Genomic DNA, 23,630 nt, shown 5'->3' with positions numbered 1-23,630 from the left:
GATTTGGGTGCAACCAAAATTGATACAAAAAAGGCTGAGAGAGCTTTTACTGACTTAACCTTTTCAGATATAAACGTTGTTAGATTATTAATGGAGTATAGATATAAGTATGATCCGTATTCAGGGTTTGAAGCAGATGCTACATATGACATTGCTGGAACAGTAAGTTCAGTGAATGTTGAAGTTATAGCTACCTTCGCTTCCCTCGATAGATTAATTGAACAATGCAAGTTTGATGAAATTCAGTTGAAGATTATACGTTTAGCTGAGGATGGCTATACATTAAAAGAGATTGCCACACTAGTTGGATTGAATCATGCAGATAATATTAAGAAGCGCATGAATACAATTTGCAAAGAAATTGTTAAAAGGAATTTATGGAATTGGCGTAAAGTTACCTACGATGATGTATTAGGATTAAAAAAGAAGACTTGCAGCAAGTGTAAGGAAGAATTGCCAGCTACATTTGAGTTCTTTAGAGATCATACAATCACTAAAGATGGGCTACAAAGTAGATGTAAAATGTGTGAAAAGTAAATTTAACGGAAATATACGGCTTTAACCCCCTTCCCAAGGCTAGAACATTAGAGGGGTATATTTTACCAATAGGAGATAAGAAAATGAAACTAAAACTACCCCATCAAACATTTAACTTAGATATGGAACTTGAACTAGAAGAAAGAGTTCCTGTTATTAATAAAATTTTAGCAGATAAGATCGAATTTCATAGCGAAACAATGACTACAGAAGAATATTTTAGATATACATGGGACAAATCAAATACTAAAATTTGTTTAGACATTATTGGATACTACTTAACAAAAGAGAAAAGAAATTTAGAAATTTTATCTACGAAGAAACAATTAGAGATGGAAACAGGATCAAAAAGACATACAACATTTACAAGTATGGGCTATGATAACCAAGTTTCAGTAGGTTTAGTTGACATTGAAGATTAAATATATCAGTTTAGGAGCTTAAAACCTCCTAAATAAGTAAACTATAACAATAACTGTATTAAAAAGTAACTAATATCACGGTAAATTAAATGGTTTTTGCGTTCTTTTCCTTAAAAAGCGTAAGAGAAAACAGAGAAAAGGGAGATTGATTTATATGACAACAGTATTAACTAAAACAGAATTGGTAAAAGCATTTGCAGAAGAGCGTGGAACTACACAGAAAGAAGCCGCTGAAATTCTAGATCAGGTATTTGGAACAATTGAAGGTGTTCTATATGAGCAGCAAGCAGGAGTTAAACTTGGAGCAATTGGTACATTGAAAGTCGATGTTGTTCCAGAACGTGAGCATCAAAACCCTTCTAACGGAGAAAAGATTACTAAGCCTGAACATTATGCAGTTAAATTTAAAGTGAATTCAGCATTCAAACGAGATTTAGCGGAAGTTGCAATCGAAGGTTAATCTAATTCAGTTTAAACCATAAGAAAAATAACTGGATATGAGAAGAAGAACTGCTGTCGATCATCATCACACGTTCGGTAACTACCTCACACTTCTTCTCATACTTCTATAGGGAGATATGTTCAATGGTTAGCGTTTCTAAGTATCAAGATAAAGATATTCGTTGGAAGTGGTTAGCAGAAAAAGGTTACAACGTACTTTCTGATAAACATCAATATGCATACATGCAATCATTATGGGCTGATACTGGAATTGTGCAATCTGTATTTGTAGATGCCAAAGCTGGTACAGGAAAAACTAGTCTTGCCGTTGCTGCTGGAATTTATGAAGTTGAAAAAGGAACTTACGACAAAATCATTTATATTAGAAACGCTGTTGCTGTCCGTGAGCAAGGTTTCTTGCCGGGCAGCATTGATGAAAAAGAATCACCCTACTTCACTCCCCTATTTGATGCTTTAGATAATCTAAGCCCGAATGGATATGCAAATTGGTATGAAACAGATAGTGAACATCAGAAGATATTTATGACATCCACTTCTTTCTTGCGTGGAGTTAACTTTAAAAATGCTTATGTCATCCTTGACGAAGCCCAAAATTTAGACCTTGTAGAACTACAAACCACATTAACTCGTATTCATGATAGCTGTAAAGTCGTAGTGATTGGTAGTACAAGACAAGTAGATAATATCAAGAAGATGAAATTGTATAGTGGAATTACACCTTTTGAAGTTTACATGAGACACTTTGATGGACATTTAAGCGTACAACACAAACTTATTACTAACTACCGTGGAATGTTCTCTAACCATGCTGATGAAGTACAAGAAACAATTGATTTAATTGAAAAAGAAAATGCTAGGAATTAAGCAAACTATAACACACTAGCGCAGGACTGTAATTCCTGTTGCAGTTACATATGAGAGGAGTTTAGAAATGGAAAAAGATTCAGTATTAGTCTTCAACCCTAAGATTGCCAGAGACTTAATTAAAAAAGGATTCAACATTATAGACATCAAGCCTTTCAAGGAAGATAAAGATAGAACGATATTCGTGTTTAAGCGCACAGAGGAAATTTTAAAAGAAATCCACTCTTAGGTTGAGTGGAAATAAAAAGGTAAAATAAAAGGATGAATTAAATGCTAGTGACAGACACAATAACAATAAAATGGCAAACGAGTAACAAGAAAAACTACTCAAATAAAGGATATGTATTCACTAATTACGGAGAAGAATTTGAAATTAAAGTCGAAGATTTGTCTCCCTACTCTTTAATTGAAGTAAGTGTCTACTGTGACTATTGCTTAGAAAATGGAATAAAAAGAATCGTTAAAAAGATACAATACAATAAAAAGAAAAACGGGAAAGATTGCTGTCATAATTGTGCTAGAAAGAAGCAAGTGGAATCAAAGCGTTACAAGCCTAGAGGAAAAGGGAAAAACAATAAAAAAGATAAACAGATAACTAAGTCCGATAAAAACAATTTAAGAAAAGAAAAAACTTTTTCTAAAATCAAAGATAGATTCAAAGAGGAAGGTTCGATACTACTATCAAAAGAAAAAGAGTATAAAAATAAAAGTTCTATACTTCTTTTTATTTGTTCAGAACATGGTATTCAAAATGCTAGTTGGGATCACATAAGAGGAAGAAAATTAGCTTGCTTTAGCTGCAAATCTATAGAAAATAAATTATTAATAGTAGAAAAAGATTTTCTAGAAAGAGGTTATAGACTTTGTGAAGATCAAGTATATAAGAATGGTCACATTCCATTGAATTATGTCTGTCTTACACATGACCATGAAATTCAAAAAGTCGCCTACAGTAGTTTTAAAAGAAGTATTCATAATTGCACATATTGTTTTTGGGAATATATAGGGTATGATGAAAATGAAATTAATAGAGGAAGAAGAAATGAAAAAGAATACTTCAAATGGAGAGAGTCAGTACTAGTAAGAGACAATTACATTTGCAGGTGCTGTGAAGACTCTTTTAATAAAAATCTTCAAGTACACCATATAGATAATTACTCTAGTAATAAAGATGCAAGAATAGATATCTACAATGGAATAACAATGTGCAAAGAATGCCATGATAATAGAATAGAAGGTTCTTTCCATCGGACTTATGGAGTTAAAGATAACAACATATTCCAACTTCAAGAATATTTCGATGATATTAGATCAGCTCTAGGGCTACCACTCATCAAAATTGAAGATATTATTTATTCAAAAGAAATCGTATCAATTTAACAAACTATAATAAACTATGTGCAGCAGAGTTCGCTTCACGTTAAAAAAATATAACTCAACAGAATTATGGCGTTGTGCTGCCACATTAAACATGAAAATGCACCCTATAAGATATGCTGATTATGCTGACCAGTTCCTTGACTATAGGAAGAGCCTATGTTCAGCAGTAAGAAACCCTCGTTAAGAGGCGCAAGGGAATCACAGCTCAAAGGATCGCAACCTTTGCTTGGTTCTATACATACCCAAAATAGCGAATTAGCTTGAGGGAAAATAAATTACTTGGAGATGAATCAGATGAATTTTTTAGTTGGAAATATTGATTTTGCATATGATGAACATAGAACTGTTTCAGAAGTAGGTATTCGATTTGATGCCAACGATGAAAAAGGTGCAAATTTAAGCGGCTATATTCGCATTAGTAAGGAAGAATATGAAGCAACAGACAAGAGTTTAGAGGCATTGAGTAGTTTAGCTAAAGCTAAAGTGATTGCACAATTAAACAAAGAAGAAGAATCTGAGGAATTTTAAACTGAGAGCGTGATATGCGCTTTCTGCATACATATATAGGGTTCATAGTCTCCCCTACCTAAAACTATGATGAATCTAATGAGAATAAGGAGATTGATATATATGGCTAAGGTGACTAAGAATGCACAATTAAAAGGTAAATTAGAGGTAGATTTTAATACAGGTTCGGGAATCGTAACTGAAGTAACAAAGGAGGCAGAATTTGAATATGACTTCTTTAAATTGCTAGAAGAGTTCAACGGAAAGACGGTTAAGATTTCTATTTCAGAAGAAAATGAAATTGAAACTATTGGTGATACTGAATGAATCCAAAAAAATATGAGTCGGAGTCTCTAATTGAGTATAAAATTCGGATTTGTGGAAATAAGGAATTGTTAAATCTTACGTGGACACAGGTAGCAAAATTGTTAAATGAAGAATCAGGTCAAGATTTTACCGAATCAACATACCGTAAGTGGTTTACTCAATTCAACTCAGGGTTAGAATACGCACAAGAGAATAAATTAGATTCCAATGAAGCTATCGAAGAATTGAAGCAGAAAACGAAAGAATTTGAAATTGCTAAGATTCAATTACAAGATCAGAAACGTGAAGTTAAAAACTATTTACGTCATGAAGGTCGCTTAGACCATCTCCTTAAAACAATGCTTGAATCAATTAAAGATGAAATGAACACTAAGAAGCCTCTAGAATGGTATAAACCTGTAATCAAGAAAGACAGTAAAGGCGCTTTAACTTTGCTACTTAGTGATTTACACAAAGGTATGGTAACTGATAACTATTGGAACAAATATGATAATGATGTATTTTATCAGCGTCTTAATCAACTAACTCAAGAAGTTTTAGATTATCAAGTGATTACAAATACTAGTGAGATTCATGTATTTGAGTTGGGAGATGTAATTTCAGGCGTTATCCATCGTATGACTAAACTATCTGAAACAGAAAATGCTGTTGAGTCTACTCAAAAAGTTGCTGAGGCATTGTCTGAATTAGTATCTGTACTAGCTAATAACTTCGAGAAAGTTCACTACTACAATGTAAAAGGTAATCATGATCGTGTAGCTGCTCGTAAAGAAGAAGAAGTTAAAACTGAATCCTTCCACTCTTTCATTGCATGGTATATGAAAACTAGATTAGAAAAACATGAGAATGTAATCTTCCATGATAATGAAATTGACAGCGAAATGATTGTAGCAGAAATCCTCGGACATAATTATTTTGCAGTACATGGTCATTTAGATGGCTTGGGTAAAGTTGTTCAAGATTTAACTATGATGACACGTAAATTTCCCACGGCTGTATTTATGGGACATTATCATCGTAACTTTGAAAATGAGATTCATGGTGTCGATTTGATTATGAATGGATCATTTGGTGGAACTGATGATTACGCTAAGGATGCAAGGTTGACTTCTAAAGCACATCAGAAACTATTATGGTTAGATGAGAATGGTCGCAAAGCTACTTTTTATATTAAGTTTAAATAAATAAACTATAATAATATTAAATTGAGGGTTAAGAATTGTGGGGTATGCTCCTACTACCCTCTCTTATTTTTATATAAGGGAGATTAACCTAATGGCAAAGAAGAAAACACAAAATGAATTTAAAGATGATATTTTTAATTTATACGGAAACGAGTATTTAGTTGATTCTCGATACTATGGAAACAACAAAAATATAAGAATTCTTCATGCTCCGTGTGGGGATAAAATCAATATATCAGTTTCTACCGCATTAAAAGGAAATATACGTTGCATTAGATGTTATGGTGTTGATAATAGTGCAAGAAAAGAAAGCTTCTTTAGAAAGTTTAACAATAAATTTAAAGATGAGTATTCAGTTGTAGGAGAATATTCAAATTGTAAAGAGAAACTGGAAATCAAGCATGAGAAATGTGGCTATCAATGGTTTATTTTACCTGACGCTTTAATAAACTCTTCTAAAGGATGTCCACGATGTAATGGAAATGTAAAGAAAAAAACAACCGAATCTTATAAAAAAGAGATACAGGACAAATATGGCGATGATTATCAAGTTATTGGAAAATATAAAAATATAAAAACCAAGATTCGAGTAATCCATAAATGTGGTTATGAGTTCGATGCGTATCCTTCTGGTCTACTAAACAGACCAGTATGTGCAAAATGCAATGGGAAATATATTAGAAGCGAAGAAGAGTTTTTAATAGAAGCATCAGAAATTCTTGGTAATGAATATATTATAAAAGGAAAATATATTGACACGGCAACACCGATTGATATTTTTCACAAAAAATGTGGGAGAATATGGTCTGCTTTTCCTTCTTATATCTTATACTCAAATGGAAGATGCACATGTAGAAGATTTTCAATAGGTGAAGATAAAGTAGAAGAAATCCTGCAACTAAACAATCTTAATTATATGAGTCAATTTAAATTCAATGATTGTATATCAGTTAGACCACTACCCTTTGACTTTGTAGTATTTGATTCTAGCGGTAAAATAAATTTTCTAATCGAATATGATGGCAGACATCATTTTGAACCAATTGATTATTTTGGTGGAGAAGAATATTACCAAAAAGTCATAGAAAGAGACGGAATAAAAAATCAATATTGTTTAGACAATAATATTTCACTACTCAGGATACCATATTGGGATTTCAAAAATATTAAAGCGATTATAGCTAATTTCATAGAATTAAACAAAGAGAAGGAGAGATTATATGAGTGTAAATAAAAATTCAGAAGAAGAATGCGAATGCAGCGTCTGTCAGCTCGTGTCTGAGTTCCGTGAATTAATTGAAGCAAATACAGATTGGGAAACGGCTTTACGATACGTCCTCTACTCTGCTACTTCTAAAGATGATGAAATTATTTCAGAAGTTATTGAGGAAACTTTCAACGAAGGATTTGAAGAAGGCATCCTATTTGCTACTGAACAAGCTCAAAGAATGATGGATGGATATGTTGATAATGTAATGGATAAAGTTTATGACATTAGAGATAGACGAGAAAATCCAGAAGATTATGCTGATGAAGATGATAATGATGTCGAAAGTTTAGAGGATTTAAGCGATGAAGAATATGATGAAATTCAGAAAATTATTCGTGCAAACCTTAAATAAAGGATATCAATATGTGAGTGATTTAATTCTATTTGGATATGTAAGATGGATTATCTGGAGTGAAGAAGCAAGAAAAGAAGCTGAGAAATTTGTCTATCGTATAGATGAGAATATGAAAGATCGTTAATTGAGGATTAGATAAAGCTATTTGGTGCTTAACCAATTGAGACTGAGGAGGAAATGTTTATGACAGAGCTAAAAAAGAAACCTAACAAATTTGGTATTGATGCAGAATATTTAGAGCTTGAAGTTCCTTCTACAATTGATGATTATCTTACTTGGATTTCTTATAAGGAACGTAAGATTATCTTAAATGACAATATTGACACATCTACTATTAATCGAGTATCACATTGGATTAATCGTTGGAATGATGAAGATGATAATGCAGGATTAGTTGGAGAACAACGTCCCGAAATTAAATTGGAGCTAACTTCCAATGGAGGCGATGTTATTTCTGGTTTCAATGTGGTGGATTGCGTCCAAGCTAGTAAAACGCCTGTAACTATTACAACTTATGCTTGTGCTGCTTCAATGGGCGCATTAATTCTATTATCTGCTAAAAAACGTAGAGCTTACAAGAATTCAATTATATTGATCCACGATGGATCGTTGCAACTGCAAGGTTCAAGCCGGAAAGCAAAGAATACAATGACATTTTACGATAAGCTAGATGGTCGTGTGAAGGATTACATTTTGAGCAATACTAAGATTACCGAAGAAATGTATGACGCTAAAGTTGATGAAGAGTGGTATATGTTTGCAGACGAAGCTTTAGAGTTAGGCGTTATTACAGAAATTATCGAGTAAGTATTTGTTGGAAGGGCTTATTGAGCCTTTCATAGAGATACTTAATAAATAAGCTATGACAAGGTAGGTGTGAGGATGTCCCCTCTTCCCTATCTTTTTCTGTTTCTAGAGAAACTGAAAGAAAGGAGTGCTTAAATATTGGTTAAAACAACTGAAAAGAAATCTAGTAAAAAAGTCTGTCTCAAGTGTCAAAGAGACCAGGCTTTTTCTAATTTCTATAATACGGCTGATACAGAATTATTTACAGATTCAAAAATGCCAATTTGTAAAACGTGCGTCTTTAAACATATCGATGAAAAAGGATTCGAAGGATTCCAATCTATTATGAGACTTATTAATAAGCCTATTTATCAAGATTTATTTAAGGGAGATTACAAGGATTATATTAGACAAGTTAACTCATTAGGTCAGTGGAAAGATGTCTACTATGATGATTCTGATATGTTCAAAGAAGCTAAAAACAATGAAATCACTAAAAGAGCAAAACCCAAAGAGTTATCACCTGAAGATTTGAAAGAAAGTGAAGACTTTTGGGGAATTGGTTACACAGAATCAGAATACATTTGGCTTAACCTTGAATATGGCGATTATCTAGATAGATATGAAGTTGATGGTAAAACCCTAGAGAATCTAATTAGAGAGATATGTTTAGTTCAATTGGATATTAGGATTGCTAGAGCTAACAAGAGAGATGTTAAAAATGAGCTTAAAGCGTATAACGATCTTCTTACTGCTGCTAATTTAAAACCTGTTCAAGAAACAGGTGCTCAATCAGTTGACCAAGAATCTTTTGGAACACTTATTAAAAAATGGGAAGATACCAGACCTATTCAGGATAGTGAAGAATGGGAAAAGAATGATTCAGTTGGGAAGTATTTAAAAGTATGGTTTACAGGACACTTAATGAGAATGTTTAGCTTAGAAAACAAAGATGAGCGAGAGTATTTTGACGAAATCAATAAGTATACTGTTGCGACCGAAGAATTTGAAGGTGAAGAAAATGGCGGGAATAGCTAATTTTCAAGTAAATAGGAATAAGTCCACAAAAGGATTGAATATTTTCAAGACTGGTAGAACCCATAGAAAAAAAGAAACCAAATCTGAAAGATTGATGAACGGTGTAAATATATGGGCAAGCTTTTATAGATTTAGAATGGATATGTTTGTTAAAGATTATTTAGGGATACAGCTTAAGCTGTTTCAAATATTCTTAATCTATGCCATGCAGAGCAATCATTTCTTTATGTATCTCGCAAGTCGCGGACAAGGAAAAAGTTTTCTATCTGCTATCTATGCAGTATCTCGTTGTATTTTATATCCGGGAACAATCGTAGTAATTGCTTCAGGAACAAAAGGACAAGCAACAAGTGTACTTAAAAAAATAGAAGAAATGATGCCTGATTCTCCTAATCTAAGACGAGAAATACTAGATATAAGGACTGGAGCTAATAATGCTGAATGTTCTTTTCATAATGGTTCGGTTATTAGAGTGGTAACTTCCAATGATAACGCTCGCTCCGCACGGGCGCACATAATTCTCGTAGATGAGTTTCGGATGGTCGATTTTCAAGTAATTTCAAAAGTTTTGAGAAAATTTCTCACAACACCAAGACAGGCTGGATTTCACGCTAATCCTGCCTATTCCCATTTACAAGAACGTAACAAAGAGATTTATCTAAGTAGTTGTTTTTATAAATCGCATTGGTCATGGGATAGAGCGCAAACTTATTTTAAAGCAATGGTTGAAGGTAAAAAGTATTTTATCTGTAGTCTTCCCTATCAACTAGCTATTAAAGAAAATCTATTAATGCGAGATCAGGTAATTGATGAAATGTCAGAATCAGATTTCGATCCTATCGGTTGGGAAATGGAAATGCAAGCACTGTGGTTTGGAGAAAATGAGAAATCTTATTTTAGTTTTGAAGATTTTAATCATAATCGTAAAGTCACTAAAGCCTTCTATCCATCAGAAGTCTCTGAGCATATCAGCGATAAAAAACTCAATATCAAAAAGGAAATTGGTGAAATAAGAGTAGTTTCTGCCGATATTGCAACGATGAAAGGTGCTGCGAATGATGCAACCGCCATTTTTTGTGTGAGATTGATTCCGGTTAAGGACGGATATGAGAGACAAGTTGTTTATGCGGAAACCTTTGAAGGTGGAATTGTTCAAGACCAGACGCTCAGATTGAATAAATTTTATCATGAGTTCTCCGCTGACTATATTGTTTTAGATACTCAAAACGTAGGTGTTGCACTTATAGATTTATTGGGACAAGGGAACACCGATCCAGATACAGGAGCAGAGTATCCCCCACTTAAATGTATGAACGATGATAAATTAGCTGAACGCTGCTCATATTCAAACGCAGCAAAAGTTATTTATTCTATTAGAGCAACTGCTCAGATGAATAGTGATATTGCTAAAGCAATGAAGGCGTCACTTAGAAGTAAAAAATTAAAGTTAATGATTCACGAAAACGATGCTGAAGAGTATTTATCTAACCTTAAAGGTTATAGCTCTCTTCCTGAGGATTTAAAAATTAAATTTAAGATGCCCTTCATTCAAACTAGCTTATTGATTAATGAAGCCATTAATTTAGAGGCTGAAATGAACGACACAGGAACAATAAAACTAAAAGAGCAAGGTTCGGCAAGGAAAGACCGTTACAGCTCTCTTAGTTATTTGAATTTCTTTGTATCAGATTATTTAGAACCAAGAAATAGAAAGCAAAAAAATGTTGTTGACGTATCAAAGCTTTTCATGGTTAAAAAAGGCAGACACTACTAATCACCAATATTTTTAATCCTTATTAAGGAAACTATAACTATATCTAATATAAAATACAAGAAAGGAGTGAAATTGATTGTCCAACAATAAAACGTTTAAACTCAACTCCCCTTCCAATCAAAAGGAAAAGCAAGAAAAGATTATGAAAGCTCAAGCAGAAGAAAAACAAAAAATGTTTGCTTCCATTAATAAGATGAAAAATGTTTACAATAACAAATTCTCAGGTGTCTCTTCCCTATCCAAATTTGATATAGAAACTATTTCTCGCTACTTGCAGAATCCAATTAAAAGTGAAAAACAGTTACGAGATTTATCTAATTATCTTTATAACGTCAACTCAAGCTATAAGTTAATTATAAATTATTTAGCTTTAATGCCTACTTACGCTTATAAATTAACACCTTCTGGCAATCCCTTTGACAATAAGGATGTAACTAAAAAGCGTGATCACTTTATTAAGATGCTTCAGTATGTTGATAAATTAAATTTAAGGCATGAGCTTATCACAGTTATGAGAGTAGCCTTCAAAGAAGATACTTATTATGGATATGAACATGAATCGAATGACTCTTTCTTCTTGCAAAAGCTAGACGGAGATTTCTGTAGAGTATCATCTGAAGAGAAAGGCATATTTAATTTAGAGTATGACTTTTCATATTTCGATAGATATAAAGACACTCTAGACTCCTTCCCTATTGAGTTTAAAGAAAAATATCAGCAATACCAAGCTACCAAAGAAAGATGGATTGAAATAAATCCAGATAAAACACTAGTGCTAAAAGTAAATGAAGATATTGTTAACTATTCTATACCCCCACTAAACGGTATGTTTGAAGCACTCTTTGATTATGATGAGTATAAAAAGATAAGTAAAGCTAAATCAAAAATGGATATATTTATGGCTCTCATACAGAAGATTCCTTTAGATGAGAAAAACCCAGAAATGAATAAATTTTTGATTGACTTGGATTTAGCAGCCGGATTCCATGGTAAAGCTGAAGAAGGGCTTCCAGAAGGAGTTACCTTAATTACATCTCCTATGTCGATTGAAGCTGTAAAGATGGAAAAAGGACGTTCAGATCAAGACGTTGTTGCTCAAGCTTTACGTGCTGTACATGATGCTGGAGGTGTTAGTCAACATCTATTTAACTCTGATAAGAGTACAGGCGTTGGACTTGAGAAATCTGTATTAACAGATGAAGAGACTGTATTCGCTATTCTTAGACAAGTAGAACGTTGGATTAATAGAAAAATAAAAAGAGAATCTGGCAAGTATAAATACAAGTTTGAGTTTCTTGACATGACTATTTTTAATAAAGATACTTATTACGATAAGTTTTTAAAAGCCGCTCAATTTGGTGTGCCAGTAAAACTAGAAATTGGTGCATCCCTTGGACTTTCACCATTGGATGTAATTAATAAGGCAGTATTAGAAAACGATATTTTAGGCTTAGGTGATTTATTTGTTCCACTTACATCTTCGCATACACAAAATGGAGATAACCTTGATACAGGTGGAAGACCTAAAAAACCTGAAAATGAAATATCTGCTTCCACTGAAGTTAATCGAAACAATGAATAGCTTACTTTACTTCGAGAGGCGGTGAATAAATGAAAGTGAACAACACTCTTACCTTTAATGGCAGTGTAACAAATTATGAAAACTTTAACGATTCTCTATTTCGTACGAAAATTCGAGTTTTTGCATTTGGAAATAACAGGAACGGCTCGAATTTCTCACCAGAATCTTTCTCTATTGCGACTCAAAAAAGTATGTCACTAATTCCTATCGTTGCTAAATACAATGAAGAAGAAGATGACTTAGAAGGTCACAATGTTAACTTAAAGAAGAATTGTTCTGGTGAATACGAACCCCACTTTGATACTTATCCAATTGGTATGGTCTCCCCTGACAGTAACTTTACATTGGAAGAAGTCAATGAAGGCTCAGAAGAGTTCCCCGATATAAAAACCTATGTAGTAGTAGATAATATCTATTTGTGGAAACGCTATGAAGCTACTAAGAAGATTATTTCATGGTTAGAAGAAGGCGTTTCACCTAAAGTGTCAATGGAAATTGATGGTGTTACCGGAAAATTTTCAGAAGATGGTTATTTCCAAATTGAGTCATTCAAGTTTTCTGCTATTGCAGCATTGGGTAGTGAGATTGAACCCTGCTTTAAAAAAGCTGGAATTGAAGCATATTCTCAGCAAGACTTTAAAACAGAATTCTCAACCTTAGTATATGAGTTGAATGAAACACTTAAACAAGATGGACAAGGAGGTACAAAAATGACAGAAGTAACAAAAACACAAGAAGAGTTAGATGCTGAATTAGAAGCCAATAAAGCTGAAAATAAAGCAGATATCAAAGCTGAAGAAACACCAACAGAAAAACCAGAAGATAAGGCAGAGTTTACGGATAAAGATGAAAATCAAACCGAAACGAAACCTGAATCTACTGAAAAACCTGATGAGTCTAAGGCAGAGGAAGCCACTGAATCAAAAGAGCAAGAAGAACCATCTCAAGAGTTTGCTTTAACTTCTAGTCAACTTCGACAACAAATTGAAGGTGAATTAAGAAAAGAACATTATCATGATAGTTGGGGTGATAAGTGTCGTAGATATTGGTATGTAGATCATACTGATGCAGTTACTATTGCTGAAGACTGTAATGACGGATATCAATTGTATGCAGTACCTTATACTTTAAATGGCGATAATGTTGAATTAAAACTTGAAGAATCCTATAAGGTTAAAATTGAATATGTAGCATTCGAGGGTGAATCTACTTCTTTTACATCTAACTTTGAACGTATTGAGGATGAGAAGTCTTCCCTTCAATCACAATTAGAAGAATTAACATCATATAAACGTTCTCGTGAAGAAGATGACATTAAATCTCAGTTTGCTGATAAGCTATCTGATGAAGAGATGACTGAAGTATTTACAGCAATGAAAGAAGCATCCATTGAGGATGTGGAAGTTAAATTGTTTGCATTATACGGGAAGAAAAACTTTACAGTCTCAAAATCAACTCAAACTCAAACAACTGATAAAGTAACATTCTCGTTGCCGAAGGATAGCGATAAAAACGTGAGTCCGTACGGCACAATCTTTGATGAAGAATAAAATAAACTATAACAATAATGGAGGAATTTATAATGGCAGTTAAGAAAAGTGTAGTACGTTTGGATGATGCTCGTTTCCCACGTGGAGATGTATTCTCAGTACGCTCAGAAGATATTTTGGAAAATGGTTTTGTAGGTAAACTTGGTGACACAGAAAAAGAAAATCGTGATGTACACAAGCTTGAAACACCTGCTGCTGGAGACGGAGATTTAGTTCTTATTGCTAACCCAGCAATGATTTATGATAACGCTCGTCGTGGTTCAGCTACTGAAGATAAGTATGAAATGGAAGCTGGCGAAGTTGTCCGTGCTTACGGTCTACGTAAGACAATTAAATTCGGTGTATCTAAAGAAGGTATTAATGGAACAGCAGTTGTAGATCAATATTTGGTAGCTGGAGATGGCTACAAATTAGTACCGGCAGCAGAACTACCAGCAACAGGATTTGCAGCTAAAGTTATTCGTGAAGATGTAGCTGGTGGAGCTTTAAGCATGAACGCTACACAAACACCAACTGTATATGTAGTAGTAGAAGTCGTACAAAACTAATTTAATTAAACAAACTATAAGAAAACAATGGAGGAATATTATAATGGAAAAATTTGAACTAATCAATCTTTGTGTGGATGTAGTTAAAAATCCTGCACAAGTACAACAATTCTCAAAAGGTAAAGACGTGGACGTAGCTATTCGAGGTAAATTCTTCGAAATTATGGGAACTGAAACTCCTACTAAGAAAGATGTCCGTGCTAATAAAGTAGCTATCTTCGAAATTTTAGAAGAAGTCCTAGTTGAAACTTACCTTACTGGTATCAATGAAGATGAGTTCTTCATGCGTTTCGCTGATATCCGCAACCTTGCATTAGGAGATTCACAAGAATTCTTCATTGAAGATGATGGTGTGATTATTGTCTCTGAACATGCTGGAAACCACTGGAACATTGATCGCCAGAAACTTGAAGGTGGAGATTCATTCACAGTACCAGTTAAAGCTCATGCTGCTGCTATCTATGGTGACTTCTTCTTGTTCGTTACTGGTCGCTTAAGCTTTGGTCGTCTAGTTGCAAAAGTTGCAGAAGGCATTCAAAAAGCTATTGCACAAGAAGTTGCTGCTTCATTCGCAACAGGTGCAGCTAACCTTCCAGCAGCATTCAAGAAAACTGGTGCTTATGATGAACAAAAACTATTGGAATTGGTTTCACATGTTGAAGCTGTTGCAGGTTCAGCTTACGTAGTAGGTACTAAGAAGACTATTGGTAAAATCGTTTCTGCTAACCCTAACTTGTTCTCAAATGAAATGAAAAATGAATATGCTCGTACAGGTCGTGTAGCTAACTGGAATGGTATGACTCTAGTTGAACTTCCTCCTGTCCATAAAGCTAATTCTTTTGATTTCGCTTATGACGACAACCAAATCCTAGTATTGCCAGCTAACGATGACAAGTTCATCAAGCTAGTATTCGAAGGCGATGATATGGTTCGTGAAACTACTGATAACACAGCTAACGTTGATATGACTTTTGATTACTCTTTCATCTCTCATTGGGGCGTTAAAACAGTATTCTCAAGCCTATTCGGGACTTACACATTAGCTTAATAATATTATGGCGTTCTATATGAGCGCCTTTTTATTTTTACTAATAGAGAAAAAGGAGACTATTAAATGACTGAAACTAAAAAAACTACAACTCGTAAAGCGCCTGCTCGTAAAGCTGCTGCTACTAAAAAAGAAGTAGTTAAAGAGCCAGAAGTTGAAGAAAAAGTTGAACCAAAACAATCAAAACGAGCTAAGAAAATTGATATTGATCGTAATGAAATGATTCCTACTAGAAGCGCAGTTCACGGAGAACTAATCTATATCTCCAATAGAACAAAAGCCTTATACACTTGGGAAGATTTTGGAACGATTGTCTATTTAGAAATGGGAGAACTTCAGGATATGAATGGTTCTAACCGTAAATTCCTGCATGATGGATATTTGGTTATTGATGATGAAGAAGCTGCGGAAGCACTTGGATTAACTAAATTATATGAAACTATTTCCCATATCGATAATCTTGACGAGTTATTTGAAAAAGATGCTGAAGACTTACTAGTTATTATTCCTAAACTACCAAAAGGTATGAAAAGTACATTAGCAGCAAAAGCTCGTGAGCTAGTTGAAAATGGTACGTTAGATCGTCTTGGTAAGATTCGAGCAATTGAATCAGCATTGGGAATTGATCTAGAAGGCTTCACTAAGCGTTAAGAAAGGTGTGCATATAGATGGCAACACCATTTCAAGAAATATACGATATGTTTCTCTCACAAGTCACTGATTATGAATTAGCGGTAATGGAAGAAACAGCATTAGAAGATAACTTACAGTTATGGATGATGAGTGCTGTAGGATATTTTTCTAGTTGTCGACATGACTTAACAGACTATAGCTTAATGCTAAAACAATTTAACCATGATTTAAAAATGATTGAAAAACAAATCCTAGCTAAATATATGTTGTATACCTATATGGACACCCATTTAATTAAAGAAGATTTGATGAAACAATCATTAAACTCCAAAGACTATCGTATGTACTCTCCTGCCAATCAAATTAAAGCCATTCAAGGACTCAAAGAATCTATCAGTTCAGAGGCTAACACCCTTCTCTCTCGCTATTCATACAACATTCACACATTAAAGGATCACTTCAAATGACCAGTATCAGTGAAAAAGATTACCGTAATTATTTAATCCAACTGAAAGATAGAGTCTGGAAGATACTTCCTATGTATGAAGAAAAGAATGAAACGATTGAGGACTACATTGAGAGTGTAAGCTTTGAGTTATTTGGCTTAAGAAAATTAATTGGAGATTTACCACATGGAATTTGGTATGTAAAATCATTGGCTACGTTGAAACAATTGAAAGTTGAAGTTGCGTTAATTGATCGGCAACGGATTGTGAAGAAGGAAATATTTAAAATCTTGAATACGATTGATAAACAAATTGACGTTTTGAAAGGAGAGTGAGTATATGAGCAAATATAAGTCTTATCGTGATAGATTAGGTGTTCCTGCTGGTGTGAGATCATCGCAAGATGCTTTACGTGAATCAACTAAAAGACAAAACCATAGCTTCATAACCAACTCGCCCTCTAAATCAAACGTTCGATTAAATGATTCAATTGAAGAAGTTCCTTGTATCGTATCTAATAAAGAATCATTCAATAAAAGGTTGTTTTTATTCTTACCGGATACGCAAGTTGAAGTTGGCGATTATGTTCATCATGATACATTTACTTATTTAGCAACGGATAGAAACAGGAATGATTTATATCCTGAATTGACTGGTGAGTTGTGTAATGAGACATATAAACTGATTGGTAAGCAAATTAAACGTATTGTTGGATATGATGATTTTAAACGTCCTATATATGACACGATGAGCGAAGAGTATGATATTCCTTGTGTTATGACAACTAAGACATATAGCACCGCTGATAACTCTGCTATTCCCCTACCTGAAGGCGCAATGATTGTGAAGATTCCTTATATGGAAGATAAGCTTCCCAAAGTAAACGCTGAATTTAAAATATGGAATGAAGATTATCAAGTTACAGACGTAAACTATACAAATGTAATTAATGGTGTTGGCTATATTGAAATTCGTTTGGCTCGTGAGGTGGATAACATCTAATGGCTATCGAACAAGGTTCAATGAGACAAGTAGTTAATCATATATATAGCATTCTAATCAATGATGAAAAATTAATGAGGTTATTATTCTACTATCCGAAAGATACAAACAGACCTGATCCCCTATCTGATGAATTGGAAAATATATTAGACAGAGATGATTATTGGGAAATTGTTGAGGATAGAGTTTTAATTGCTGAGAAGTATTCAGATATTATTGGTAGAGACATTAATCGATTGTATATTACTCAAGGAAGACGCAGACCTGTATTCGGAAACTATTTACTAGCTACCCAAGAAATTATGATAAGTATTTACACTCATGAAAATTATGAAACAGATATGCGTTCCGCATGGATTTCAGATCGAATTAATGAGCTGATTGCTTTAGAGAATATTAATGGGATATACGGTAAATTGGAATATGCTGCTGGAAATCCGAGAGTAGCTGCCATTCATTACAAGAGATATGATACTGTTTACGAATTTACAACGAGTAAGAAGTGATGAGTATGGAAATTGATAAGGAATTTTTCATATTTGGATTACCTGTTGAGACTGAATTATGTAGTGTGAGGTTTCTTAAATATCATGAGTATGTTCAAGTGCTTCCAGAACTGAGTATGATGTCACTTAACGTATTGCATTTATACTATCAATATAAGAATGCTAATAAGGAAAAGAATCCTGAAATTGATAAGATTTTAGAAGAGCTGAAACAAGATAAATTATTCAACATTGTTTTAGGACAAGAGGAATTTGCAATGGCATATCTTAAAATATTTAAGATGGTTATTGACGATGAATCAGTTATTGAAAAGATATTTGATAATGAAAATCTATTCATGTTCTATCGGAAATTGGTATTAGATATGCAAATTTTAAACGAAGAAATTGTATCCCCTAACGAAGAAATCCAGAAAGCAATTGAGCGAAGTAGAAGAGTTAAGCAACAGAAAGCTGAGAAGCAATCATATGGAGATATTATATCTTCTATTGTTGCCGGAACTTCTAACTCATTTAAAGATGTTACTGAAATGAACGTTTATCAGGTATATTCAATTTTTTATAGAATGTCTGCAATATTTAATTATCAAACCTCCAGTCTATTTGCAACTGTTGCTGAGAAGGTTCAGATTGAGTCATGGAACAAACATATAGACTTATTTAAGAATGAAAGCGACACGTTTGAGCAAGGTGAATTTAACAAGAAATTTGGAAGCATGTTCTCATAGGACATGCTTTTTATATTTAAATAGGAAATTATAGGAGGAAATATAAAATGGCAAAACTAATTATCCAAGATACGGCTGAAATTTTGGTCACAAATCTTAAAACAGGCAAGATCGTAATGATGGGTGAAGCCCAAATTGCTGGTATCGAACAGTCAATTTCAGAAGAGGTAATTCGTGGAGGAATTGGAAATAAAAGTATCTTCATGATGAGATCGGACAAGGAAATGACACTTAATATGACTTCAGCCACTTTTGACATGGATTATTTATCTATGACTCAAGGTGTTGAAATTGAAGAAGCTGGAACAGCTACAGTAACTCGTACACTTGCTGGTAAGGCTGTTGACAACGGTGGTACTCTTGAAGTTACATTAGCAAATGCTCCTGCTGATTTAACAACTGCTACTATCCGTGACACTGATGGCTCTCAAGAAGAAGTTGCTGTTGTTGGTGGTAAAATCACTCTACCTGTTGGCTATGAAGTTGCAGAAGGTGAAACTGTACAAGCATTCTTCAAAGATGATGTTATTGGTCGCTCAATCGAATTGAACGCTGCTAAATTCTCAGACAAATATAAAGTTGAATACCGCACAATTGCTTATTCTGTTGAAAACGCAACTGTTCACAGTGATATCTACTTTATCTTTGATGAGGCTATCCCGAGCGGAAACTTCTCGCTTTCTCTAGAATCAGGATCAGCATACGCACCAGAATTAACGTTCACAGTTATGGCTCCAATTGGTTCAGATAAACTTGGCGAAATGATTCAAGTACCACGAGTTTAATTAAATAAATTATATAAAGCTGAGAGGTTCGCCTCTCTCTTTGTATTAAGCTAATTAATAATATCCAACTTAATTGACTTAATAGAAAGAATAAACTATAATAATATTTGAAGAGATAGGCTAAGGAGTTGCTACCATAGCTGATAAAGGAAGACGCTCCATCTTCCCTTCTCTTTTTTACATATAAACTGGAGCAAATAAGAATCTAGGAGCAGATTAAATGGCACAGTTAACAATGAAAGAAATAAAACAAAGACTATATGAATTAAATAAAGACATTATAATCACAAGCAACGAGTATATAAGTAGTAAAGAAAAACTACAATTAGAGTGCTTAATTTGCGATACGAAATTTACTAAAACATGGAATGGAATTACCCTTGGTGGTTTTTGTCCTTGTTGCGGAAGCAACGGTATCAAAATTAGTAAACAAGAAATAATAGAACATGTTGAGAAATATGGATACAAGATAGTTAATTTTGTTAGGAATGACAACAGAAAAGGAACAATATTTAATCTACAGTGTTCACAAGGTCATCCAATCTATGAAAGTAGCTATAGAGTTTTTAATAGATTCGAACCTACAAATGGAGACGGAAAGAGCTGTAAAATTTGCTCACAAGAAGGCGTTGGATCAGGAAAGAGAAGAAAGCCTGAAGAAGTACAAACAATTCTTAAAGAAGCTGGCTATACAGTGGACGATAATTTTAAATATATCTCTGCTAAGACTAAGCATGATTTTAAGTGTTCAAAAGGACACATTAGACATGTTACATTTAAAACTATAGTTGATAATCCTACATGCTATGAATGTGAAGGTATAATTTTACAACATACTGAAGAAACTATTATTGCTGCTATGTTGGAAATTGGACTTGAATATATAAGTGGATATGAAAATATAAAAAGTAAAATATTATATAAATGTAAATGTGGAGAAACAGATGAAGGATATTTCCCTAATTTTAAAAGAACTCCTCATTGTAAAAAGTGTTCAGGAAAAGAAAGAAGAAGTTTGGAAGATATGAGAGCTATTTTTGCTGGCTATGGATGTATTTTACTGGATGATGAGTCTGTACTTGCCACTAATCTTTTAAACTATAAATGTTCTTGCGGTGAGTATGCAAAGAAACATTTATATCAGTTTTTAAAACATCCTAATTGCCCTGCTTGTGATAATAGAAATCCTTCCGGTGAAGATCATCCTATGTGGATTTCTGAGACGACTGAAGAAGAAAGAATCAGAAATCGTAAATATAAAGAATACGATAGATGGAGAAAGCAGGTTTACGAAAGAGATAACTATACTTGCCAATGCTGTAGCAATGGGAAAGAAGTCATTTTAAATGCACATCATCTTGACGGTTATGAATGGGCTATTGATTTAAGAGTGGATTTAGACAATGGAATTACCCTTTGTAAGCCATGTCATATGGACTTTCATAAACTTTACGGGTATAACGGGAATACAAGAGAACAATACGAAGAATACATTGAAGAATTATATGAAAATTTAGCTATTTAATAAACTATAACAAACTAGAGCGAGTAGTTAAATCTACTCCTCTTTTTTGTTGATTTAATATCACAAAATGAACCCAAGGAGGAATAATCAATGCCAATTAAAGTAACTAACCCTACCGATTCAACTGAACAAACTGAAAATAAATCAACTAAATCACCAACTAAATCAAATAAATCTAAGAAGTCCCCCACTCCCTCATCTCAACCTAAGAAACCTAGACAGAAGAAATTAAGTCTCAAGTCGATTCAAGAAAAAGAAGCTGAAATTAATAAGTTATCTACTTATGTAATCAATGAAGAAACTAACGAGGTAATCAAGTATTATAAAATTTTTGATGAATTTAAGATTCAGGAATTGATTAATGAATGCTTCGACAAGATTAAATATGCAGAAGAAAACGGAATTGAATATTTCACACAAGATTCTCATCTAGGGATGCATATCTCATATCTAATAATTAAGCACTTCACACATTTTGAAGATGAATTACGTGATAGCACATTGGAACAAGATATTTCAGCATTGAATGCTTTAGTTTCAACTGGATTATATTATACGATTCTCGAAGATATTCTTGATCCAAATGAAATTTTAAAAGTAACCGATAAGATTGAGAAACATATCGAAGGTTCAGCTAAAGCATTAGAAGCTCAAGCCAAGATTCAGCAAGAATCATATAATATGGTTCAATCTCCTGTCATTAAATCTAAATTGCAGAATACAGAAACGTATAGAAATGTGTTGAGTTAGGATGCCTAAGTTTACTAATTTGAATGATTTAGAAACGTATGTTCAGAAAAACTTATATGAACTGCTATTTAAATCAGGTGAAATAGAACGCATTATGGCTGAGGAAATGTCTAAAGCTGTTGAAGAAGTAGTATATGCTGCTTACTCTCCTGAATCTTATGAAAGACGTGAAGATAATGGAGGTTTGTCCGATCCTCGCAACATGCAAATTACGGAAGTTTTTGTTGAAGGAAATGGAGTTAAATTAACATTTGAAAACTTAACTAAAGGTAACGATAGCTTGCAAGGTGAATATACTGCTGACTTAATTGAATATGGTGAAGGTTTTGCTGGTAAGCATTGGAATTCAGTTGGTGAATGGAGTAAGCCACGTAAGTTTGCTGAAGAAACAGCTATTAGGCTTCGTAGTAATCCTGCACAATTGCTAAATGCTTTGAAGAGTGAGTTATCTAAGCGAGGCTTTCAAGTACGCTAACTCTTCTCTACGATTACGAGAGAGGCTTATATGAGCATGTAGTTATAATAAGATAATTAAATAAACTATAAAATATAATAGAATATGGAAGTGGAATAATTGAGTGAAAGACTTGTGAGTTTACCTAAGAAGGAATTTGAAGAAAAGGTTAATGAGTTTAATCAGATGATTATGCAGGAGTTTTTAGAGCAGCAACAATTATCAGATCAGACACTAAAACAATATGAAAGTGCGCTCCGTATATTTTTTAGCTGGGTTTATAAAAATTGCATGAACAAACCAATTCACCAGCTCAAGGCTCGTGACGCCTTAAAATACCAGAACACACTTATGAGCGCTGGTTTATCTTCGAATGCTGTTAAGTTTAAACGTTCAGCAGTCTCTTCTTTAGCAGGATATGTTGAAGTTTATTATGGTGAAGACTTCCCTATGTTTAGAAATATCTATTCTAAAGCTGTAGCTAACCCACCTAAAGAGTTTGTTAGAGAAAAGAAAGCTATACCACTCGAAGAGTTTGAATTATTATTACAAACGCTTAGAGATCAAAATGAGTTGCAAATGGTAGCGTATTTGATTACCAGTTACTATACAGGTGCTAGACGTTCAGAGATTGCACAATTTAAGAAGAGCTTCCTAGAAATGCCTAAGGTTAAGGATAAAGATTACTACATGACTCCTGAAATTAGAGGAAAAGGTAGAGGTAAAAATGGTAAGCGTATTAAATTAGCTTATGACGATGTAGTTAGAAATGCCTTATTAGATTGGATTAATGTACGTGGTGAAGATGACGTAGATGAAATCTTTGTACGTAAATTTAAAGACGGTAGAGTTGAACCACTTGCCCCTTCTACTTTTAACGCATGGTTTACAGATAAATTTAATCCTATTATGGGAACAATCGGATTTGCTCCACACAGTTTAAGACGATCCAGAGCTACTCATATGATTGAGCAAGGAATGTCTATTGATAAGGTAAAAACCCTGCTCCAGCATGAGTCAAGCGAGACTACCCAGATGTATGTTATCAGAGACACTGATGATGAATTGGATGATATTTTTTAATTAGAACATTGATAAAGCAGTCCTGCCCCCCTTTCAGGACTGTTCATTGAGTGTTTGAGTTAAAAAATAAAGCGAACATTTTAT

Annotated in this window: 29 protein-coding genes; all 29 read left to right on the top strand. The window is 33.7% G+C overall.

The annotated features are described in order from the left end of the window. The first annotated feature begins 3 nt into the window (after positions 1 to 3). Positions 4 to 537, top strand: coding sequence for a hypothetical protein (locus AC2EXB_RS08510; protein ID WP_483604414.1), 534 nt, complete (start codon positions 4 to 6; stop codon positions 535 to 537). 83 nt (positions 538 to 620) lie between these two features. After that, the gene (locus tag AC2EXB_RS08505) at positions 621 to 959 is read left to right on the top strand and encodes a hypothetical protein (RefSeq protein ID WP_483604413.1); all 339 of its coding nucleotides are present in this window, start codon (positions 621 to 623) and stop codon (positions 957 to 959) included. 154 nt (positions 960 to 1,113) lie between these two features. Then, positions 1,114 to 1,419, top strand: coding sequence for an HU family DNA-binding protein (locus tag AC2EXB_RS08500; protein WP_483604412.1), 306 nt, complete (start codon positions 1,114 to 1,116; stop codon positions 1,417 to 1,419). Between the two features lie 125 nt (positions 1,420 to 1,544). After that, positions 1,545 to 2,285: a PhoH family protein gene (locus AC2EXB_RS08495; protein WP_483604411.1), complete on the top strand. Its 741-nt coding sequence runs from the start codon at positions 1,545 to 1,547 to the stop codon at positions 2,283 to 2,285. 67 nt (positions 2,286 to 2,352) lie between these two features. Further along, positions 2,353 to 2,514: a DUF5659 domain-containing protein gene (locus tag AC2EXB_RS08490; RefSeq protein ID WP_483604410.1), complete on the top strand. Its 162-nt coding sequence runs from the start codon at positions 2,353 to 2,355 to the stop codon at positions 2,512 to 2,514. A gap of 41 nt (positions 2,515 to 2,555) precedes the next feature. Continuing rightward, positions 2,556 to 3,665, top strand: a complete 1,110-nt coding sequence (locus tag AC2EXB_RS08485; protein ID WP_483604409.1) for an HNH endonuclease — start codon at positions 2,556 to 2,558, stop codon at positions 3,663 to 3,665. Positions 3,666 to 3,959: 294 nt separating this feature from the next. Then, positions 3,960 to 4,193, top strand: a complete 234-nt coding sequence (locus tag AC2EXB_RS08480; protein ID WP_483604408.1) for a hypothetical protein — start codon at positions 3,960 to 3,962, stop codon at positions 4,191 to 4,193. A gap of 102 nt (positions 4,194 to 4,295) precedes the next feature. Next, positions 4,296 to 4,499, top strand: a complete 204-nt coding sequence (locus AC2EXB_RS08475) for a YonK family protein (RefSeq protein ID WP_483604407.1) — start codon at positions 4,296 to 4,298, stop codon at positions 4,497 to 4,499. After that, entirely contained in the window at positions 4,496 to 5,683 is a 1,188-nt protein-coding gene (locus AC2EXB_RS08470; RefSeq protein ID WP_483604406.1) for a metallophosphoesterase, read from the top strand. The genes AC2EXB_RS08475 and AC2EXB_RS08470 overlap by 4 nt, the downstream gene beginning before the upstream one ends. A gap of 91 nt (positions 5,684 to 5,774) precedes the next feature. Then, entirely contained in the window at positions 5,775 to 6,917 is a 1,143-nt protein-coding gene (locus AC2EXB_RS08465; RefSeq protein ID WP_483604405.1) for a PDDEXK family nuclease, read from the top strand. Next, positions 6,904 to 7,305, top strand: coding sequence for a hypothetical protein (locus tag AC2EXB_RS08460; protein WP_483604404.1), 402 nt, complete (start codon positions 6,904 to 6,906; stop codon positions 7,303 to 7,305). Before AC2EXB_RS08465 ends, AC2EXB_RS08460 begins: the two co-directional genes overlap by 14 nt. Before the next feature lie 186 nt (positions 7,306 to 7,491). Beyond that, positions 7,492 to 8,115 (top strand): ATP-dependent Clp protease proteolytic subunit, encoded by a 624-nt coding sequence (locus tag AC2EXB_RS08455; RefSeq protein WP_483604403.1) that lies wholly within the window; start codon positions 7,492 to 7,494, stop codon positions 8,113 to 8,115. A 138-nt stretch (positions 8,116 to 8,253) separates the two neighbouring features. Further along, on the top strand, positions 8,254 to 9,132 hold the full coding sequence (locus tag AC2EXB_RS08450) for a hypothetical protein (protein WP_483604402.1): 879 nt from the start codon (positions 8,254 to 8,256) through the stop codon (positions 9,130 to 9,132). Next, positions 9,116 to 10,906: a terminase large subunit domain-containing protein gene (locus tag AC2EXB_RS08445; protein WP_483604401.1), complete on the top strand. Its 1,791-nt coding sequence runs from the start codon at positions 9,116 to 9,118 to the stop codon at positions 10,904 to 10,906. The genes AC2EXB_RS08450 and AC2EXB_RS08445 overlap by 17 nt, the downstream gene beginning before the upstream one ends. Before the next feature lie 76 nt (positions 10,907 to 10,982). Beyond that, positions 10,983 to 12,488, top strand: a complete 1,506-nt coding sequence (locus AC2EXB_RS08440; RefSeq protein ID WP_483604400.1) for a hypothetical protein — start codon at positions 10,983 to 10,985, stop codon at positions 12,486 to 12,488. 29 nt (positions 12,489 to 12,517) lie between these two features. Continuing rightward, positions 12,518 to 14,038: a hypothetical protein gene (locus AC2EXB_RS08435; protein ID WP_483604399.1), complete on the top strand. Its 1,521-nt coding sequence runs from the start codon at positions 12,518 to 12,520 to the stop codon at positions 14,036 to 14,038. Positions 14,039 to 14,070: 32 nt separating this feature from the next. Beyond that, complete coding sequence (locus AC2EXB_RS08430; RefSeq protein WP_483604398.1) at positions 14,071 to 14,586, top strand: hypothetical protein; 516 nt, start codon at positions 14,071 to 14,073, stop codon at positions 14,584 to 14,586. Between the two features lie 43 nt (positions 14,587 to 14,629). Then, positions 14,630 to 15,634 carry a hypothetical protein gene (locus AC2EXB_RS08425; protein ID WP_483604397.1) on the top strand — a complete coding sequence of 335 codons (1,005 nt, stop codon included), beginning with the start codon at positions 14,630 to 14,632 and terminating at the stop codon, positions 15,632 to 15,634. A gap of 66 nt (positions 15,635 to 15,700) precedes the next feature. Beyond that, positions 15,701 to 16,285, top strand: a complete 585-nt coding sequence (locus AC2EXB_RS08420; protein WP_483604396.1) for a hypothetical protein — start codon at positions 15,701 to 15,703, stop codon at positions 16,283 to 16,285. A gap of 17 nt (positions 16,286 to 16,302) precedes the next feature. Beyond that, positions 16,303 to 16,734 (top strand): hypothetical protein, encoded by a 432-nt coding sequence (locus AC2EXB_RS08415; RefSeq protein ID WP_483604395.1) that lies wholly within the window; start codon positions 16,303 to 16,305, stop codon positions 16,732 to 16,734. Next, positions 16,731 to 17,048 carry a hypothetical protein gene (locus AC2EXB_RS08410; protein ID WP_483604394.1) on the top strand — a complete coding sequence of 106 codons (318 nt, stop codon included), beginning with the start codon at positions 16,731 to 16,733 and terminating at the stop codon, positions 17,046 to 17,048. The genes AC2EXB_RS08415 and AC2EXB_RS08410 overlap by 4 nt, the downstream gene beginning before the upstream one ends. Before the next feature lie 4 nt (positions 17,049 to 17,052). Continuing rightward, positions 17,053 to 17,715: a hypothetical protein gene (locus AC2EXB_RS08405; protein ID WP_483604393.1), complete on the top strand. Its 663-nt coding sequence runs from the start codon at positions 17,053 to 17,055 to the stop codon at positions 17,713 to 17,715. Beyond that, a complete protein-coding gene (locus AC2EXB_RS08400; protein WP_483604392.1) occupies positions 17,715 to 18,221 on the top strand; it encodes a hypothetical protein in 507 nt (168 codons plus the stop codon). Before AC2EXB_RS08405 ends, AC2EXB_RS08400 begins: the two co-directional genes overlap by 1 nt. Before the next feature lie 5 nt (positions 18,222 to 18,226). Further along, entirely contained in the window at positions 18,227 to 18,949 is a 723-nt protein-coding gene (locus AC2EXB_RS08395) for a hypothetical protein (protein WP_483604391.1), read from the top strand. A gap of 47 nt (positions 18,950 to 18,996) precedes the next feature. Then, positions 18,997 to 19,734, top strand: a complete 738-nt coding sequence (locus AC2EXB_RS08390) for a hypothetical protein (RefSeq protein WP_483604390.1) — start codon at positions 18,997 to 18,999, stop codon at positions 19,732 to 19,734. A 220-nt stretch (positions 19,735 to 19,954) separates the two neighbouring features. Further along, entirely contained in the window at positions 19,955 to 21,259 is a 1,305-nt protein-coding gene (locus tag AC2EXB_RS08385) for an HNH endonuclease (RefSeq protein WP_483604389.1), read from the top strand. 90 nt (positions 21,260 to 21,349) lie between these two features. Beyond that, positions 21,350 to 22,009, top strand: coding sequence for a hypothetical protein (locus tag AC2EXB_RS08380; RefSeq protein ID WP_483604388.1), 660 nt, complete (start codon positions 21,350 to 21,352; stop codon positions 22,007 to 22,009). A 1-nt stretch (position 22,010) separates the two neighbouring features. Next, complete coding sequence (locus tag AC2EXB_RS08375) at positions 22,011 to 22,484, top strand: hypothetical protein (RefSeq protein WP_483604387.1); 474 nt, start codon at positions 22,011 to 22,013, stop codon at positions 22,482 to 22,484. 99 nt (positions 22,485 to 22,583) lie between these two features. Then, positions 22,584 to 23,546, top strand: coding sequence for a tyrosine-type recombinase/integrase (locus tag AC2EXB_RS08370; protein ID WP_483604386.1), 963 nt, complete (start codon positions 22,584 to 22,586; stop codon positions 23,544 to 23,546). Positions 23,547 to 23,630 lie beyond the last annotated feature (84 nt).

This window comes from Planococcus alkaliphilus (genome assembly GCF_057031095.1).
Note: the sequence above shows the minus strand (reverse complement) of the source record. Positions and strands in the feature narration are given on the sequence as shown.

Excerpts from the sequence above, each read along its gene's own strand:
- AC2EXB_RS08430 (WP_483604398.1), top strand. The coding sequence starts at position 14,071 with ATGGCAGTTAAGAAAAGTGTAGTACGTTTGGATGATGCTCGTTTCCCA.
- AC2EXB_RS08395 (WP_483604391.1), top strand. The coding sequence starts at position 18,227 with ATGGAAATTGATAAGGAATTTTTCATATTTGGATTACCTGTTGAGACT.
- AC2EXB_RS08435 (WP_483604399.1), top strand. The coding sequence starts at position 12,518 with ATGAAAGTGAACAACACTCTTACCTTTAATGGCAGTGTAACAAATTAT.
- AC2EXB_RS08500 (WP_483604412.1), top strand. The coding sequence starts at position 1,114 with ATGACAACAGTATTAACTAAAACAGAATTGGTAAAAGCATTTGCAGAA.
- AC2EXB_RS08415 (WP_483604395.1), top strand. The coding sequence starts at position 16,303 with ATGGCAACACCATTTCAAGAAATATACGATATGTTTCTCTCACAAGTC.
- AC2EXB_RS08380 (WP_483604388.1), top strand. The coding sequence starts at position 21,350 with ATGCCAATTAAAGTAACTAACCCTACCGATTCAACTGAACAAACTGAA.
- AC2EXB_RS08405 (WP_483604393.1), top strand. The coding sequence starts at position 17,053 with ATGAGCAAATATAAGTCTTATCGTGATAGATTAGGTGTTCCTGCTGGT.
- AC2EXB_RS08485 (WP_483604409.1), top strand. The coding sequence starts at position 2,556 with ATGCTAGTGACAGACACAATAACAATAAAATGGCAAACGAGTAACAAG.
- AC2EXB_RS08385 (WP_483604389.1), top strand. The coding sequence starts at position 19,955 with ATGGCACAGTTAACAATGAAAGAAATAAAACAAAGACTATATGAATTA.
- AC2EXB_RS08455 (WP_483604403.1), top strand. The coding sequence starts at position 7,492 with ATGACAGAGCTAAAAAAGAAACCTAACAAATTTGGTATTGATGCAGAA.
- AC2EXB_RS08460 (WP_483604404.1), top strand. The coding sequence starts at position 6,904 with ATGAGTGTAAATAAAAATTCAGAAGAAGAATGCGAATGCAGCGTCTGT.
- AC2EXB_RS08390 (WP_483604390.1), top strand. The coding sequence starts at position 18,997 with ATGGCAAAACTAATTATCCAAGATACGGCTGAAATTTTGGTCACAAAT.
- AC2EXB_RS08495 (WP_483604411.1), top strand. The coding sequence starts at position 1,545 with ATGGTTAGCGTTTCTAAGTATCAAGATAAAGATATTCGTTGGAAGTGG.
- AC2EXB_RS08425 (WP_483604397.1), top strand. The coding sequence starts at position 14,630 with ATGGAAAAATTTGAACTAATCAATCTTTGTGTGGATGTAGTTAAAAAT.
- AC2EXB_RS08375 (WP_483604387.1), top strand. The coding sequence starts at position 22,011 with ATGCCTAAGTTTACTAATTTGAATGATTTAGAAACGTATGTTCAGAAA.
- AC2EXB_RS08490 (WP_483604410.1), top strand. The coding sequence starts at position 2,353 with ATGGAAAAAGATTCAGTATTAGTCTTCAACCCTAAGATTGCCAGAGAC.
- AC2EXB_RS08475 (WP_483604407.1), top strand. The coding sequence starts at position 4,296 with ATGGCTAAGGTGACTAAGAATGCACAATTAAAAGGTAAATTAGAGGTA.
- AC2EXB_RS08505 (WP_483604413.1), top strand. The coding sequence starts at position 621 with ATGAAACTAAAACTACCCCATCAAACATTTAACTTAGATATGGAACTT.
- AC2EXB_RS08410 (WP_483604394.1), top strand. The coding sequence starts at position 16,731 with ATGACCAGTATCAGTGAAAAAGATTACCGTAATTATTTAATCCAACTG.
- AC2EXB_RS08420 (WP_483604396.1), top strand. The coding sequence starts at position 15,701 with ATGACTGAAACTAAAAAAACTACAACTCGTAAAGCGCCTGCTCGTAAA.
- AC2EXB_RS08400 (WP_483604392.1), top strand. The coding sequence starts at position 17,715 with ATGGCTATCGAACAAGGTTCAATGAGACAAGTAGTTAATCATATATAT.
- AC2EXB_RS08465 (WP_483604405.1), top strand. The coding sequence starts at position 5,775 with ATGGCAAAGAAGAAAACACAAAATGAATTTAAAGATGATATTTTTAAT.
- AC2EXB_RS08480 (WP_483604408.1), top strand. The coding sequence starts at position 3,960 with ATGAATTTTTTAGTTGGAAATATTGATTTTGCATATGATGAACATAGA.
- AC2EXB_RS08470 (WP_483604406.1), top strand. The coding sequence starts at position 4,496 with ATGAATCCAAAAAAATATGAGTCGGAGTCTCTAATTGAGTATAAAATT.
- AC2EXB_RS08445 (WP_483604401.1), top strand. The coding sequence starts at position 9,116 with ATGGCGGGAATAGCTAATTTTCAAGTAAATAGGAATAAGTCCACAAAA.